Here is a 16,043-nt window from a genome sequence, read left to right on the forward strand (position 1 = left end):
TTTCATATAAAGTCAATGTATAAAGAGTGTAGTAATAATATTTTAAAATTAATATTTGCAAAATGAATAAAAGAATGTATAATGATAGACAAATAGCGCAAACGTTTTCATAGATTGAGATATTGTTTGTGCTTCTATTAAACCATTTAATGCAAACGTTTTCAATTAGTAAGGTACATATACAATTTAGGGAGGTTTTTGGGATGAAGAAAGCATTATCATTATTAACGGTTTCAGCATTATCAATTGGTATGTTATCTGCATGTGGACCGAAAGATTCAGGGAAGAAAGAAGAAAGTAAAGCGAAGAAAGATTACGATCTTCTCGTTTGGGAAGATGATAAAAAAGGTGTTGGTTTAGAACCAGCAGTGAAAAGTTTTGAGGAAAAATATAAAGTAAAAGTAAAAGTCGTTGAAATGCAAATGACAGATCAAGTGAAGAAGTTACGCCTTGATGGACCAGCGGGGACGGGACCAGATGTTGTAACATTGCCACATGATCAAATTGGAAACGCAGTAACAGAAGGTTTACTTTCTGAAGTGAAAGCTGATGATGCTGTGAAGAGTAGATTTACTGAATCATCAATAGAAGCACAGACATATAACGGAAAATTATATGGTTTACCAAAAGCAATTGAGACACCAGTCTTTATTTACAATAAAAAATTAATGCCAAAAGCACCAGAAACGATGGAAGAGCTGTTTAACTTCTCGAAAGAATTTACGAAGGATGGCAAGTATGGATTTTTAACACTAGGAGATAACTTCTACTTTGCTAATGCATTCATGGCAGGTATGGGTGGTTATGTGTTTGGTGAAAAAGATGGAAAGCCAAATGCAAGTGATGTTGGATTAAATAATAGTGGGGCAGTACAAGGTGCTGAATATCTTCAAAAATGGTACAAAGAAAAGTTATTCCCGAAAGGTATTATCGGTGAATCTGGTGGACCTGCTGCTGATGGACTATTTAACGAAGGAAAAGCAGCATCTATCATGAATGGTCCATGGGCGTTCCAAGCAATGGAAAAGAACGGAATTGATTATGGCGTTGCTCCAATGCCGAAATTACCAAACGGTCAACCAATGAAAACATTTGTTGGGGTTAAAGGGTGGCATGTAACAAGTTTCTCTAAACAAAATGATTTAGCTACAAAGTTCACTGAATGGGTAACAAATGAAGAGAACGCAAAAATTCGATTTGAGAAAACAAAAGAAATTCCTCCAGTAAAAGCAGTAATGGAAGATCCAATCATTAAAGATAATGAAGCTGCAAAAGCAGTTGCAACACAATCTGAAAATGGAATTCCAATGCCGAACATTCCAGAAATGCAAGAAGTATGGAAACCAGCTGGAGATGCGCTTCAATTAGTTGTTACGGAAAAAGAGGCACCAAAAGCAGCACTTGACAATGCAGTGAAGCAAATTAAAGGTAATATTGAGGCAAATCATAGTAAGAAAAAATAAGGTGAAATTCGTGCCTCTCATATGAGGGGCATGAATTCTCTCCCAGAAAAAAGGGGGAAGGAACATGCAAACATCTATGGAACCAGCAAACGGTTTAAACGGTTCAAAGCATAGGAAAATGGCAACCATGTTATCTATCATTCCAGGCGTGGGCCAAATGTATAATAAGCAATTTGTAAAAGGTCTTATTTTTCTAGTATTAACAGGTTCATTTATTGTAGCCTTTGCTGATTTATTAAATATGGGATTATGGGGAATTGTAACGCTAGGTACAGAAGTTCCACGTGATCATTCTGTCTTTCTATTAGTAGAAGGAATCTTGGCACTCATCGTCATCGTTTTTGGACTCGGAATATATGCATTTAATTTATATGATGCATACCAAAACGGGAAGAAACGTGATATAGGAACACCTTTAAACTCTGTAAAAGAGCAATACCGTAATTTACTAGATCAAGGTTTTCCATATTTAATGGTTTCACCAGGTTTTCTATTACTTATCTTTGTAGTTGTATTTCCAATCATCTTCGTAATTTTAATTGGATTTACGAATTATGATTTATACCACTCTCCTCCAGCTAAATTAGTAGATTGGGTGGGCTTCAAAAACTTTATTGATATCTTTACATTACCGATGTGGAGAGAGACATTTTTAAGCGTATTTTCTTGGACTGTCATTTGGACATTCGTTGCAACGACGTTACAAGTTGCGCTTGGTATTTTCTTAGCGATTATCGTGAATCAGCCTGGTATTAAAGGGAAGGCAATTATTCGAACAATCTTCATTTTACCGTGGGCGGTTCCAGCATTCGTATCTATTCTTGTTTTCTCTGGTATGTTTAATGAGACATTTGGAGCAATTAACAATCAAGTATTAGCTTTATTTGGAATCGAAAAGATTGCTTGGATGACAGATCCATTTTGGGCAAAAATCGCTTTAATTATGATTCAAACATGGCTTGGATTCCCGTTCGTCTTTGCAATGACAACAGGCATACTGCAATCGATTCCAGGGGAGTTATATGAAGCTGCTACAGTAGATGGAGCTACAGCTTGGCAGCAGTTTCGTAAAATTACATTGCCACTTGTTCTATATGCAACAGCACCAATATTAATTACGCAATATACGTTTAACTTTAATAACTTTAGTATCATCTATCTATTTAACGGCGGAGGTCCTGCTGTAGCTGGACAAGACGCAGGTGGAACAGATATTTTAATTTCATGGATTTATAAGTTAACGATGACTTCGGCGCAGTACGGGAAAGCGGCAGCTCTTACAATGATCTTATCGTTAATCGTTATTACAGTTGCGTTATGGCAATTTAAGAGAACAAAATCATTCCAAGAAGAGGATATGATGTAAATGAATATTAAAAGACAAAAGATGTTACGTCTCTCATTAAGTTATCTCGTTATTTTCGTAATGTGTGCCATCATTTTCTATCCATTATTATGGATTATTGGCTCATCGTTTAATCCGGGTGATAGTTTATCTGGATCAAGTATTATTCCGCAAAATGCAACGTTAGATCATTATCGTAAGTTATTAGATTTAGAGAATAGTAATTATTTACTATGGTATAAAAACACATTAAAAGTAAGTGTTATAACGATGATTTTCTCAGTGTTAGCAATTAGTTTTACTGCTTATGCATTTTCAAGATACCGTTTTGTTGGAAGAAAAAATGGTTTATTAACGTTTTTAATCCTGCAAATGATTCCGAACTTTGCGGCGTTAATCGCTCTATACGTATTGGCACAGTTAACAGGGTTAATCGATACGCACCTTGCATTAATTTTAATTTATGTAGGTGGGGCAATTCCAATGAATACATGGCTTATGAAAGGATATTTTGATACGATTCCGAAAGAATTGGATGAGTCAGCTCGTATGGATGGGGCAGGACATTTCCGTATTTTTTGGCAAATCATTATGCCACTTGCAAAGCCAATCGTAGCAGTTGTGGCGTTATTCACTTTCATCGGTCCATTTACAGATTTCATTTTAGCGAGTGTTATTTTGCGCACACCAGAAAATTATACGTTAGCAGTTGGGTTATATGAAATGGTAGCGAAGAAATTTGGTAATGAATTCACAACGTTCGCAGCGGGTTCAGTATTGATTGCAATCCCAATTTCAATTTTATTCCTATCACTACAAAAATACTTTATCTCTGGTTTAACTGCTGGGGGTACGAAAGGATGAAAAATGGGACATTACGTCCCATTTTTCTTTTCATCTCCCTATAAAAAATTTTATAGGGAGATGAAAAGAGATTTGACATCACATATGAAAAGAAGTGAAATAAATAGTATATTATAGTATAGGAAAAAAGGGCTATATCCCTTACAATACATGGAGAGGGAGAATATGATAGGATTTACAAGATAGAATCAATGAAAGTTTATGTCTTCTCCTATTACTTGCAACGGGTGCAAGATTAAAATATATAACAAAATGGCAGAGAAGTGAGAGGAGGGGGATTTTTATGACAGTTACAATTAAAGATGTGGCGAAGAAGGCAAATGTAGCACCATCTACCGTTTCTCGTGTAATTGCTGATAATCCAAGTATAAGTGAAAAAACAAAGCGTCGTGTTCGGAAAGTAATGAGTGAACTAGGGTATCATCCCAATTTAAACGCAAGAAATCTAGCTAACCAAACAACAAAAACACTTGGTCTTGTTATGCCAAGTTCTGCAAGTAAAGCTTTTCAAAATCCGTTTTTCCCAGAAGTTATAAGAGGGATTAGTTCATTTGCACATGTAGAAGGGTATGCGCTTTATATGTCGACAGGTGAAACGGAAGATGAAATTTTTAATGGTGTTGTAAAGATGGTACAGGGGCGCCAAATTGGTGGCATTATTCTTTTATATTCAAGAGAGAATGATCGGATTATTCAATATTTGCATAAACAAAATTTCCCGTTTGTTTTAATTGGGAAACCGTATGATCGAAAAGATGAAATTACATATGTAGATAATGACAATTATACAGCTGCAAGAGAAGTAGCAGAATATTTGATTTCATTAGGTCATAAACAAATCGCGTTCATCGGCGGTGGATCAGATTTACTTGTAACGAGAGATCGTTTGGCTGGTATGAGTGATGCTTTAAAATTAGCGGACATTGTATTACCAAAAGAGTATATTTTACATTTTGATTTTTCGAGGGAAAGTGGTCAACAAGCCGTTGAGGAGTTAATGGGACTACAGCAACCACCGACAGCAATTGTGGCAACGGATGATTTAATTGGACTTGGTGTGTTAAGTGCTCTTTCTAAAAAAGGATTCGTTGTACCAAAGGATGTTTCCATTATAAGCTTTAACAATGCTTTATTATCAGAAATTGCGAGTCCGCCACTTTCGACAGTTGATGTGAATATTTATCAACTAGGATATGAGGCAGCAAAAGCTTTAGTGGATAAAGTAGAGAATGCGGAGTCTACTGCAAAGTGTATTATTATTCCTCATAAATTACTAAAGCGCCAAACTTGCGATCGTTATGCATAAAAAAGCTAAGAGTTTAACTCTTAGCTTTTTGTTGTAGAAAGGCCTCTAATCGATCACAGCCTTCTTTTAAAGTTTCAATACTATACGCATAGGACAAGCGAAGATAGCCTTCACCATATTCAGAAAATGCAGTTCCAGGAACGACAGCTAGTCCAGCTTCTTTGACAAGGTCAAGTGCAAAATCAAATGATGAAGATGTTAAATGACCAACATATGGGAATAAGTAAAATGCACCTGTTGGCTTTTCAACTGTTAAGCCCATTTGAATGAGTCGATTATATACATAATCGCGGCGTTTCTTGTATTGATGACGCATCATTTTTGGTGCATCTTTAGCAGCTGTTAATGCTTCAATTGCAGCATATTGAGCGATTGAAGTAGCACACGTTACGTTGTATTGATGAACTTTTAGTATATGTCCTGCTAAATAGCTTGGTGCGAATAATAGACCGATACGCCAGCCAGTCATAGAATGAGATTTTGATAAACCGTTAATGACGATAGTCTTTTCACGCATTTCTGGGAAATGAGCGATAGATGTATGCTTTTGTTCATATACAAGTTCGCTATAAATTTCATCAGAAAGGACGAAAATATTTTTATCTTTTAAAACAGTTACAATATCCTGTAATTCTTCTTTTGATAAAGTTACACCAGTTGGATTAGAAGGATACGGCAGTACGACGCATCTTGTTTTTTCTGTAATAGCATTTTCTAGCGCTTCGGCTGTTAAACGGAAGCCAGTTTCACGAACATCGATAAAAATAGGTGTAGCACCGCATAGTCGAATAATTGGTTCGTATCCTGGATAAATAGGGGCAGGTAAAATAACTTCTGTTCCTGGCTCTAAAATTGTTCGAAATGCAATATCAATTGCTTCACTGGCACCGATTGTAACGATGGTTTCGTTTTCAGGTGAATACTGTAAATCGTAGTTATCTTTTACAAAGTTACAAGCTGCCTTGCGTAATTCTAGTAAACCAGCGTTATGTGTATAGCTTGTATAATTTTCTGTAATAGCCCGTTTTGCCGCTTCTTTTACGAGAGAAGGTGTAGGGAAATCGGGTTGTCCAATTGTTAAAGAGATAAGATTATCATAGTTTTGAATCATGTTAGAGAATTGACGGATTCCAGAAATTTGGATGTCCTTCACTCTAGGGTTAATGAATTGTTCCATTGTATCTCCCTTTCTTCCGTTTGAAAATTAAGTTCATTTTAACATATTTTCTATGATTTCGCTTGTGTATATGTTATGTAGAAAGAGAGGGATAATAGAAAAAAAGCCGCTGTAAGCGACTTTTTAATATCCGTACTCCCAATCTATTTCATCTTCATTCCAAAGTACAGAGGATACTTTGCCAAGGTGAACAACTGATTCATTCACAGCACATGTGCAATTTTCTTCTCCGGTTTTATGCTGTAATTCTTCATATACTGATTTTTCAACATTTTCTAGAACGACCAAATTTTCTTCTTTTAAAACAAGCGTAGTACCCGCCATATTTATCTTCCTCCTACTAAAATAATGATCACTTATTTGTAAACATAGATAGTATGGATTATATGCTGTATTTTGCTATAGTTGTCCGTCTCATGAAGTATTTTTTATTTTCTTTGTAATCCGTATTCATTGTATACTGTCGGGCAGAAATTTGGTACAGGGTTTACATTCATTTCGAAAATCTGTAACAATTATTATGTGTTGTTAACAAAGAATTAACAAATATGTTAAGAAAAATCAAAATTTTAAAACAAATAAACCCGTAAAATGATATAATCATATCAAAATACATATAGGGGATGAGAGGCTATGGAGCTGATCCGTGATTTAATGATCCAAATTGCCATCATTATTTTGCCACTATTTTTATATGAAGCGATTCGTTTAAATCGTTATCAAGAAATGCCTCCGAAGCCGAACCGCTACTTTATTATGTTTTTATCCAGCATTACACTCATTCTCTCCATGACATACTCTATTTGTTTTGGTGACATTTGTGGGTATAATTTTCACCCAATCCCGATTGTTAGTGGTTTTTTATATGGTGGGATTGTTGGTTTAATCCCGGCCGTTATTTTTGTTGCATATGAATGGGCGCTAAAGGGAATGAGCCTTCTTCCAGTCATAGAAGTAATATTTCTATTGATAGTTCCATTATTTTTATCAAAGAAATGGTCTCTATTTTCAAGGGATAAGAAGCTAATTTTAGCATTTATGATTTCATCACTATACGTACTTGTTTCTTTAGTGATTGGCATGATTAACGTTCTGTTAGAAACGGGGTTTACACCACATATTTCACACTTATATAGCGGATATATATTTGCTTCGCTTACTATGGTTATGACTATGGTATTTCAAGTGTACTTAACAGAATATTTAAATGAAAATGCAATACTACGTACAGAGATGCAAAAGTCAGAAAAGCTTAATATTGTAAGTGAGTTGGCAGCAAGTGTTGCACATGAGGTTCGAAATCCACTCACTGTTGTTCGTGGTTTTATTCAATTGTTAGAAAGTACGGAAGATGTGAAAAATAAGGATTATATGCGTCTCGTATTAGCCGAATTGGATCGGGCAGAACAAATTATTTCAGATTATTTGAATTTAGCAAGGCCACAAATTGAGAAAAAAGAACACATTTGCTTATCCGCTCAATTAATAGAAATGACAACTCTTATGTCATCATTTGCTGCGATGCAAGGTGTATATTTGCAAGTTGAGATTTCTGAAAGTCTTTATACGATCGGTGATAAGACGAAATTGAAGCAAGCTATTATGAATGTTGTTAAAAATGGTATTGAAGCAATCCAAGGAAATAAAGGATATTTAAAAGTAACGGCTATGCAAAAAGATGAAACGATAGTAATAAGAGTTAAAGATAGTGGTGTTGGAATGACGAAAGAACAGTTAGTAAGACTGGGACAACCGTATTATTCTTTAAAAGAAAAAGGGACAGGATTAGGGCTTATGGTAACATTTAGTATTTTACAAGCGCATAATGGTACGCTGGAATATAAAAGCGAAAGTGGGAAAGGAACTGAAGCGATTATTATATTGCCAGCTGTAAGAAATAAGGAATAAAAGTTACCGATGGCAGGTAACTTTTTATTTTATATAGGAAAAAAATATTATTTTATTCAGATGTTTTTTCTTGTTTTGATCGGCTAAATAAACTTCTAAATGATTGAAAAAAACTTTGTTCTTTCGAAGCTGCGACTAATCTTTTTGTTTCTTGAATTTCGCGAATCACTTGCATAAGTTGTGCATCCCGGTTGCTGTCTTTATTATAAATTTGATTTACGAGTTTATTCATTTTTTCCTCTTGCTTGGATTCTCGTTTATACATATGATTCATTAATAAGTCCATCTTTTCTTTTTGCAGGGCATCTGTTTGAGCGGCATGATCTACTAACTCTTGTAGCATTTTTTCTTGAGAGCCTTCTTTTACATAAACTTGTTGCATCAATTCATCTAGCTTTTCATCTTTTAAACGATTTTGGGTAATAAGAGTAGAATTTTGATGAATAATTGCTTCATTTAATTGAGCGAGCATTTCAAGTTTTAACATGAACTCCTCAAAGTTACGCCCATCTTCTTTTTCTTTCGTTTGTATTTCTTGCTTATCTTGTATAGCGGGTACAGGCGGGTCCTCTTTTTCTTTTAAAATAATAGGTATCGTTTCTGAAATATCTTCTTGCAGTTTAGCAGCTCTTTCATGTATAGATTTCAATAGTTTTAAATCATCCAGTTTATAAATACGAGCATCAGCTGTTTTTGAAATGATATAACCATGTTCCTCTAACAGTTGGCTATATTTACGGACTATATGTTTTGGGATGCCTGTTTTATTCGTGACATCTTTCGTTTTATAGATAGCTTCCATGTTATTTCCTCCCCAAAAAGTATCGTATATATCATTTCAATCTTTTATGAGGACTTCCTTTAAAAAAGAATGTCGGAAGGTTATTAGTTTTCTACAGCATTAGTGAAAAGATGAAGGAAAATGAGAGTTTTTTGGCGGAATGGCGAAGAAGAGCTAAAATAATGTCTGAAAACATATACAGGAGAAGTTTGTTATAATAACGGAGGAAAAGAAACTGGTAGAATCATGGAGGTATACATGAAGCAATTAAAAGGTATTATCATTTCAATTATTGCAATTCTTTCTATTGTAGTAGCGGTGTATGAAGTACTTGTTCCAGAAGAAACAAGTATCAAAAAAACAAATGCGTATGATCAAGTTCTAGAATTTCCGAAAGAGCGATATCCAGAGACAGGGAAACATATTACCGATGCTATAAAAGAAGGGCATTCAGAAGTTTGTACAATCGACCGTGGTGGCGCTGCGGATAGAAGAAAATTATCGTTAGCTCCATACCCATCAAAAAAAGGGTATGATCGTGATGAATGGCCAATGGCGATGTGTAAAGAAGGCGGAAAAGGAGCACATATTGAATATATAAGTCCAGCCGATAATCGCGGGGCAGGGTCTTGGGTAGGGAATAAGTTAGATAAATACCCAGATGGTACACGTGTGAAATTTGACGTAAAGTAGTAGTTGCATATTTCATAATGAAGGAGAAGTGACCTATGGAGTTAACAATTTCGTATTCGCAATTAATGTTGATGAACTATGACGGTGATCAGCCTTACGTTGACTGGACGGATGAAGATTTTGAAAGAGGTTATGCGAAGGCGGATGGAACTGTTATTTTTGAAGCACTCTCTGATTATACTTGTGAAGTAAAAGTGACTTGCGGGAAGCATATTGAGAAAGAAGAAGTGATTAGAACGGTTACAGTTCCTTTTACAATTGAAAATGAATGTATCGTTGTAACAAGTATTCTTTCAAATAAATTTCAAATCCCTATTCCAAATGGTGAGTATACAGTTGTCTTACAAGCAACTCCTCTTGAAGAACCAACGGATGATGAATTATATAAAATACAATACGAATTCTTTTTTGAAAGTAAAGAATAAAAAATGGGTTATCCTCAAAAAGGATAACCCATTTTCGTTATGCGTTTGTTTTTAGTAGGGAACGTGCATCTTTTGCTGCTTGCACCATGTGTTCTAAAGCCGGGATAACTTCTTCCGTTCTTCTCGTTTTTAAACCACAATCAGGATTAATCCAGAAATATTTAGGATCGCATACTTCTAAAGATTGTTCCACGATTTTATACATTTCATCTTTACTCGGTACACGTGGACTATGAATATCATATACACCTAGACCGATGCCTTTTTCATATGTTGTATGTTTTAATGTGTCAATAAATTCACCGTGACTTCTTGATGTTTCGATAGAAATCACATCTGCATCTAATGCGCGAATCGCATCAACAATATCTTCGAAGTTACTGTAACACATATGCGTATGAATTTGTGTTTCATTTGCTACAGAAGAAGTTGCTAAAAGGAAGGATTGTACTGCCCATGTAATATAAGCGTCCCAATCTTTTTCTTTTAGTGGCATTCCTTCACGAAGTGCTGGCTCATCGACTTGGATTACTCGAATTCCGGAAGATTCAAGTAGTTCAATTTCGTGACGAAGAGCTAATGCAATTTGATACGAAACTTCTTTTCTTGGAATGTCATTTCGAACGAAAGACCAATTTAAAATCGTAACAGGTCCAGTTAACATTCCTTTTACAACTTTCTCTGTTAAGCTTTGTGCATAAACCGTTTCCTTAATAGTCATTCCATTAATAAAGGCAACATCACCATAAATAACAGGTGGTTTTACGCAGCGAGAACCGTATGATTGTACCCAACCGTTTTTAGTGAATGAGAAACCAGCAAGGCGCTCACCAAAATATTCGACCATGTCAGTTCTTTCGAATTCACCATGTACAAGGACATCAAGACCAATTTCTTCTTGGTAACGAATCCATTTTTCTGTCTCTTTTTCAATAAATTGCTCATATTGTTCATTTGAAATAACACCGTTACGCCATTCTTTTCGCGTTTGACGAACTTCAGTTGTTTGCGGGAAGCTACCAATAGTCGTTGTTGGTAATAACGGTAACTCTAGGGCAACTTGTTGTAATTCGTATCGTTTTTCAAATGGAAGAGGACGTGAAAAATCTTCTTCTTTTAGTGCTGTTCGTGCTGCTTTGACATCTTCACGGTTACGTACAGCAGATGAACGAATTGTATGATGTACATTTCGATATGTTTCCAGCTCATTACTAATACTTTCTGTACCTTTAGTGAGAGCAGAGTGAATGAGAACTAACTCTTCTAATTTTTGATTTGCAAATGCTAACGCATCGAATAGTTCAGTCGATAAGTGAGTTTCTTCTGTTTTATCGATTGGTGTATGCAATAAGCTACAAGAAGGCTGAACGATGAAGTCTTTCGTTTGGACTTCTTTTTGTAACGTTGTAAATAACGTAATAACTTCATCAAGGTCAGCTCTCCAAATGTTACGGCCATCTATACAACCGACAGCTAAAATTTTATCAGCTGGGAATCCATATTTTGAAATAGCATGTAGATTACCTTCTTTACCATGAACGAAATCTAATCCAATACCGGATACAGGGAATGTAATAATTTCTTCATAGTTTTCTTCTACACTATCAAAATATGTTTGTAAAAGAAGATTCGCATTTGGAACTTCTTTACGAATAGCTTCATAAATTTCTTTTGCTTGTTGAACTTCTTCTTTCGTTAAAGAAGCGAAAATCGGTTCATCAACTTGAATGACTTGTGCACCAGCTGCATGTAGTTCTGAAAGCAGTTGTACGTATGGTGCAACTAATTGTTTTAAAATCGTAGTAAATTGTTCTTGTGTATAACCTTTAGCTAATTTTAAGAAAGTATATGGTCCTAAAATAACAGGTTTTCCATCTACTCCTAATTCTTGTTTTGCCTCTTCGTATAAGCGAAGTGGACGATTATCTTTTAAAGAGATTTGTAATCCCTCTTCATATTCAGGAACGATATAATGATAGTTTGTGTTAAACCATTTTGTCATTTCAGAAGCTACGTGATCTTTAGAGCCACGCGCCATTGCGAAATATACATCAAGGTAAGATGTAAACTCAGAAAAACGTGATGGGATAAATCCTAGCATATAAGCAGTATCCAAAACGTGATCATAATATGTAAAGTCGCCAATTGGAATGAGTTCAATCTCTTTTTCTTGCTGTACTTTTACGTGTTGAAGGCGAATTTCTTTCATCTTTGTTAAAAATTGTTCTTCATCGATTTTATTGGACCAAAAAGCTTCCAATGTCTTTTTCCACTCTCGTTGTAGTCCGATACGTGGATAACCTAAGTTACTTGTTTGAATTGCCATTTTAAATTCCTCCCTAATTGAAAGTAAGCATTTCCGTTTACTAGGAAATACCTATAACAAAAAGCATAAAGGCATAGAAAATAAGCCTTCCTTTTTGTTTTAACACCTCATCATCATCCGTGAATCTATCAGTGTTGTTAAAACAGGCAGGTCTCCTGACTTATGCTTCATATAATCTCTTTTACCTTCCCGTTTTCACAGTGGCATAGAAAAGAAATCTCAGCATTTACAGTGGCGGGACCGTGTTGGAGTTTCACCAAGCTTCCCTTTTAAACACGAAACGAAATTTTCGTGTACCTATTTTCCTTTTGAAAGGAAGTTAACAAGCGATATGATATTGAAACAAATTCTAACACAATTTTTGGAATTTTGTCTACTGTTTTAAAATAAGAAAATTCTAAAGTTTTTAATTTTAATTATTATGATTTTTCTGAGTTTTTTAAGGCGAAGGGAATTGAAATGAAGAGCGATTAAACATACAAAGAAGTATACACTTGTATAGAGATAAGATACGAGTTATTTTATTTGAAAACTCTTCCGTATTTTGGGAGATGGAAGGAAATTGAATGGTTCATTTTGAAATAGTAACGTATCACAAGAAAGAGTAAGGCTCCTGTATAAAGATAAATATACTAAGTTTATAGAAATGGGGAATTTCAATTGGAACAAAGTACAAAAAATATTTATTCACCACCAAAACATATAGTTTCAGCAGCGACAATTGTAATTAATGAACAAAAAGAAATTCTATTAATTAAGGGACCTAGAAGAGGATGGGAAATGCCAGGTGGACAAGTTGAAGAAGGGGAGTCTTTGAAAGATGCTGCAATAAGGGAGACTAAAGAGGAAACAGGTATTGATATTGAAGTATTAAAATTTTGTGGAGTATTCCAAAATGTGAACCATTCAATCTGTAATACGTTGTTTTTAGCTAGACCAGTTGGAGGTAAATTAACGACTACACCAGAAAGTTTGGAAGTAGGGTTCTATCCTATTGAGCAGGCGTTAGAGATGGTGAATTTTATGAATTTCAGACAAAGAATTGAATACAGTTTGGATGAAAATCAACATCCTTTTTATATAGAATTTTAAGAAATAATCTTCTATTATGGGATACCGGTGATAAATAAATCTTTGTTATATTTTTGAGTGCAGTGAAATAAGTATCTTATAGCGAAAATAAAACAAGCATCCCTCGTCCTAAGTTAGAACGGGGCTATGCTTGTTTTAGGGGGTAAAAAGAAATAACTTTATTGTCTTTTTACAGTTTCTTCTTTATAAGTTTAATTTGTATCTATATCAATTTCTGACAGTCGCCCTGCAACTGCATCTGTAAGGAGGGTGTTTAACCATTGCAATTCAACTGTAATATGTTCAATAACGCTTTGTAAAATATATAGTTGTGCACGTGGAATTTGTCCTTTACTACAATCATATATAGTTTGCATTTTATGTAAATATTGAACGGTATCATTTTTCTTTTTTTCTAAAATAGGAATTAACTCTTGATCATCACCAAAATGAGCGAAAGAGAGTGCTGAATAAATTGGTTTATATATTTGATTTTGTGCCTCGAATTGTTTTAATAGTAACGTGTGAAATAACCGTTTACCTTCTTCTGTTATATGAAAGATTGTTTTATCGGGTCTATTCGTATCTCGAACAATCGTGGTAATACGAATTGCACCCTGCTTTTCTAATTGCTCGAAGGCGTAGTAAAGTGATCCTTTTGCATATTTAATATAACAATCCATTTGTCGTTCTTTCATGATGTGTTGCACTTCATATGGATGTTTATCTCCTTCGAGTAGCAAGCCGAGAATGACTAATTTCATGCTCATGCTGTCTCAACTCCTATAAATAAAAACTTTATACATATTATAAACGGCATATCCGTTTTCATAAAGGGATATGCCGTTTCTTTTCTTTATATTAACTTACTTGCTTTTGTTTTTGTTTCGTTTTTGGACCTGTAAAGAGGCGTTCATTTCCCATAAGTAAAATACAAATAACACTTAGTACAGCCGGGATCAGTGCCCAGAAGAATGTACTGGCAATAGAGGTAGCGAGAGCATCTTTAATACCAGTTAATATTTCAGCTGGAATCTTCTCGGTAGCACCTTGTGATAATAAGAAACTTGTGTCTCCGCCTTTTGGAACTAATTTAGCTAGTTCAGGAGGGAACACAGTGTTTAATTTAGTAGTAAAAATATGGTTTTGAATTGTACCAAAAATCGTTACACCAAGAGTCATACCGAGTGAACGGAAGAATGAGTTTGTTGATGTAGCAGAACCACGGTCTCGCATTTCTAACTTGTGGATAGAAGACATACTTAAAACTGAGAACGAGAAACCAACTCCAAGTCCAGTGAGAACCATAAATAGCGTTACAAGTAGACGAGGTGTATCCATTGTTAAAGTGCTTAGTAAATAAATACCAATTACGAAGAAAATGCCAGATACCATCATGATGTTACGATAGCTTGTTCGAGAAGCTAACTGTCCACCTGTTTGACTTCCAATTACAGAGCCAACCATCATAGGTGTTAAAATTAATCCAGCATTGGAGGCTGAACCACCGAGAACACCTTGAACGAAGATTGGGATATAAACTGTACAGATAATAAAAGCGGCACCATAGAAAAAGGCAACGCCTTGGCTAGCTGCGAATAAAGGTTTTTTAAATAGATGGAAAGAAATGATAGGCTCAGTTGCTTTTCGTTCTACGAAGAAGAAAATAATAAGCATAATAACAACTGTTGTAAATAAACCGATAATTACAGTGGAATTCCATGCGTATTCTTTACCACCAAGTTCTAAGGCAAACATTAAGCAAACGATACTAATAACAAGTGTAATAGCGCCAGCCCAATCAATTTTTTGTTTTCTAAATTCTAGAGATTCACTGTAGTATTTAGTAATGAAGAAGAAGGAGATAATTCCTAATGGAATATTAATATAGAAGACCCAATGCCAACTTATATAGTCTGTAATATAAGCACCTAATAAAGGGCCAAATACACTAGATGTCCCGAAAACCGCACCAAATAGCCCTGTCATTTTCCCACGCTTTTCTGGTGGGAATATATCGTACATAATCGTGAAGGCGATAGGCATAAGAGCACCGCCACCGATCCCTTGAATTGCTCTATAAATACTTAGTTGCTCAATACTAGATGCTGTCCCGCAAAGTGCAGAACCAAATAAGAAAAGAATGAGACCACCAATATAAAAGCGTTTCCGTCCGTACATATCAGAAAGTTTTCCGAAGATAGGCATCCCTGCCATTGTTGCTACCATATATGCAGACGTGACCCAAACGAACTTGTCAAATCCTCCTAGGTCTCCAACAATCGTTGCCATTGCTGTTGCAACGATTGTATTATCCATTGCCGCCATTAAAATACCAAGTAATAAACCTGCAACAACAAATTTTGTATTGTTGGAGTCTTTTTTTGATAATTGAGATTCCAAATATAACCCTCCTTTAATAATAGTAAAATATATGAAGTTTTGAGTGCAGCGCATAAAAATTTGAAATATAGTTTTTTAAATCAATTTACATAAGTGCACTGACAAAGCCATAAAGAATATTATAGTCAAATTTGACTAAAAGGCAAACTTTTTCTTCCGCCAAAATATTCTGTTGTATGGACAGAGAAAGAGTGAGCAATACTTAGTATTGGTGTAAAGTCAATGAAGGAAATTGTAAAAAAATATTTCCGTAAGAATACCTTCTGTTAACAGAGGAAAAA

At 35.1% G+C, this 16,043-nt stretch carries 14 protein-coding genes and 1 riboswitch; of the genes, 8 read left to right on the forward strand and 6 right to left on the reverse strand.

Annotated elements, in window-relative coordinates; all coding sequences use genetic code 11:
* Positions 1-203 precede the first annotated feature (203 nt).
* The 4 genes from QEP67_RS07310 (at position 204) to malR (ending at position 4,978) form a co-directional block, all read left to right on the forward strand.
* Complete coding sequence (locus tag QEP67_RS07310) at positions 204-1,463, forward strand: extracellular solute-binding protein (RefSeq protein WP_000709926.1); 1,260 nt, start codon at positions 204-206, stop codon at positions 1,461-1,463.
* A gap of 64 nt (positions 1,464-1,527) precedes the next feature.
* On the forward strand, positions 1,528-2,829 hold the full coding sequence (gene malC, locus QEP67_RS07315; RefSeq protein ID WP_001194989.1) for a maltosaccharide ABC transporter permease MalC: 1,302 nt from the start codon (positions 1,528-1,530) through the stop codon (positions 2,827-2,829).
* On the forward strand, positions 2,830-3,672 hold the full coding sequence (malD, locus tag QEP67_RS07320; RefSeq protein ID WP_001022607.1) for a maltosaccharide ABC transporter permease MalD: 843 nt from the start codon (positions 2,830-2,832) through the stop codon (positions 3,670-3,672). It abuts the gene before it with no gap.
* Positions 3,673-3,955: 283 nt separating this feature from the next.
* Positions 3,956-4,978, forward strand: coding sequence for a maltose operon transcriptional repressor MalR (malR, locus tag QEP67_RS07325; RefSeq protein ID WP_000219037.1), 1,023 nt, complete (start codon positions 3,956-3,958; stop codon positions 4,976-4,978).
* A gap of 13 nt (positions 4,979-4,991) precedes the next feature.
* Here the strand turns inward: malR and QEP67_RS07330 are convergent, their stop codons facing one another.
* Positions 4,992-6,155, reverse strand: coding sequence for an aminotransferase A (locus QEP67_RS07330; protein WP_000434595.1), 1,164 nt, complete (start codon positions 6,153-6,155; stop codon positions 4,992-4,994).
* A gap of 123 nt (positions 6,156-6,278) precedes the next feature.
* Positions 6,279-6,479 (reverse strand): hypothetical protein, encoded by a 201-nt coding sequence (locus QEP67_RS07335; protein WP_000929285.1) that lies wholly within the window; start codon positions 6,477-6,479, stop codon positions 6,279-6,281.
* 309 nt (positions 6,480-6,788) lie between these two features.
* Between QEP67_RS07335 and kinB the strand changes: the two genes are divergently transcribed.
* Entirely contained in the window at positions 6,789-8,063 is a 1,275-nt protein-coding gene (gene kinB / locus QEP67_RS07340) for a sporulation sensor histidine kinase KinB (protein ID WP_000420379.1), read from the forward strand.
* 52 nt (positions 8,064-8,115) lie between these two features.
* Here kinB and QEP67_RS07345 read toward each other — a convergent pair whose 3' ends face one another.
* Entirely contained in the window at positions 8,116-8,865 is a 750-nt protein-coding gene (locus QEP67_RS07345) for a DUF3967 domain-containing protein (protein ID WP_000387497.1), read from the reverse strand.
* A gap of 237 nt (positions 8,866-9,102) precedes the next feature.
* On the opposite strand from QEP67_RS07345, the gene nucA reads away from it, so the two are divergent.
* Together nucA and comJ are read left to right on the forward strand one after the other, a co-directional pair.
* Positions 9,103-9,537, forward strand: a complete 435-nt coding sequence (gene nucA / locus QEP67_RS07350) for a DNA-entry nuclease (RefSeq protein ID WP_000811502.1) — start codon at positions 9,103-9,105, stop codon at positions 9,535-9,537.
* A 35-nt stretch (positions 9,538-9,572) separates the two neighbouring features.
* On the forward strand, positions 9,573-9,962 hold the full coding sequence (gene comJ / locus QEP67_RS07355; protein ID WP_000424013.1) for a competence protein ComJ: 390 nt from the start codon (positions 9,573-9,575) through the stop codon (positions 9,960-9,962).
* 37 nt (positions 9,963-9,999) lie between these two features.
* On the opposite strand, the gene metE is transcribed toward comJ, so the two are convergent.
* A complete protein-coding gene (metE, locus tag QEP67_RS07360) occupies positions 10,000-12,288 on the reverse strand; it encodes a 5-methyltetrahydropteroyltriglutamate--homocysteine S-methyltransferase (protein WP_353706553.1) in 2,289 nt (762 codons plus the stop codon).
* 127 nt (positions 12,289-12,415) lie between these two features.
* A riboswitch (cobalamin riboswitch) is annotated at positions 12,416-12,604 on the reverse strand.
* 344 nt (positions 12,605-12,948) lie between these two features.
* On the opposite strand from metE, the gene QEP67_RS07365 reads away from it, so the two are divergent.
* The gene (locus QEP67_RS07365) at positions 12,949-13,380 is read left to right on the forward strand and encodes an NUDIX hydrolase (RefSeq protein WP_000438217.1); all 432 of its coding nucleotides are present in this window, start codon (positions 12,949-12,951) and stop codon (positions 13,378-13,380) included.
* A gap of 191 nt (positions 13,381-13,571) precedes the next feature.
* Here the strand turns inward: QEP67_RS07365 and QEP67_RS07370 are convergent, their stop codons facing one another.
* Together QEP67_RS07370 and QEP67_RS07375 are read right to left on the reverse strand one after the other, a co-directional pair.
* The gene (locus QEP67_RS07370) at positions 13,572-14,129 is read right to left on the reverse strand and encodes a PadR family transcriptional regulator (protein ID WP_000062072.1); all 558 of its coding nucleotides are present in this window, start codon (positions 14,127-14,129) and stop codon (positions 13,572-13,574) included.
* 91 nt (positions 14,130-14,220) lie between these two features.
* Entirely contained in the window at positions 14,221-15,762 is a 1,542-nt protein-coding gene (locus QEP67_RS07375) for an MDR family MFS transporter (RefSeq protein WP_000445748.1), read from the reverse strand.
* Between the last annotated feature and the right edge of the window lie 281 nt (positions 15,763-16,043).

Source organism: Bacillus cereus group sp. MS39, from assembly GCF_040448665.1.
Classification (GTDB): domain Bacteria; phylum Bacillota; class Bacilli; order Bacillales; family Bacillaceae_G; genus Bacillus_A; species Bacillus_A wiedmannii.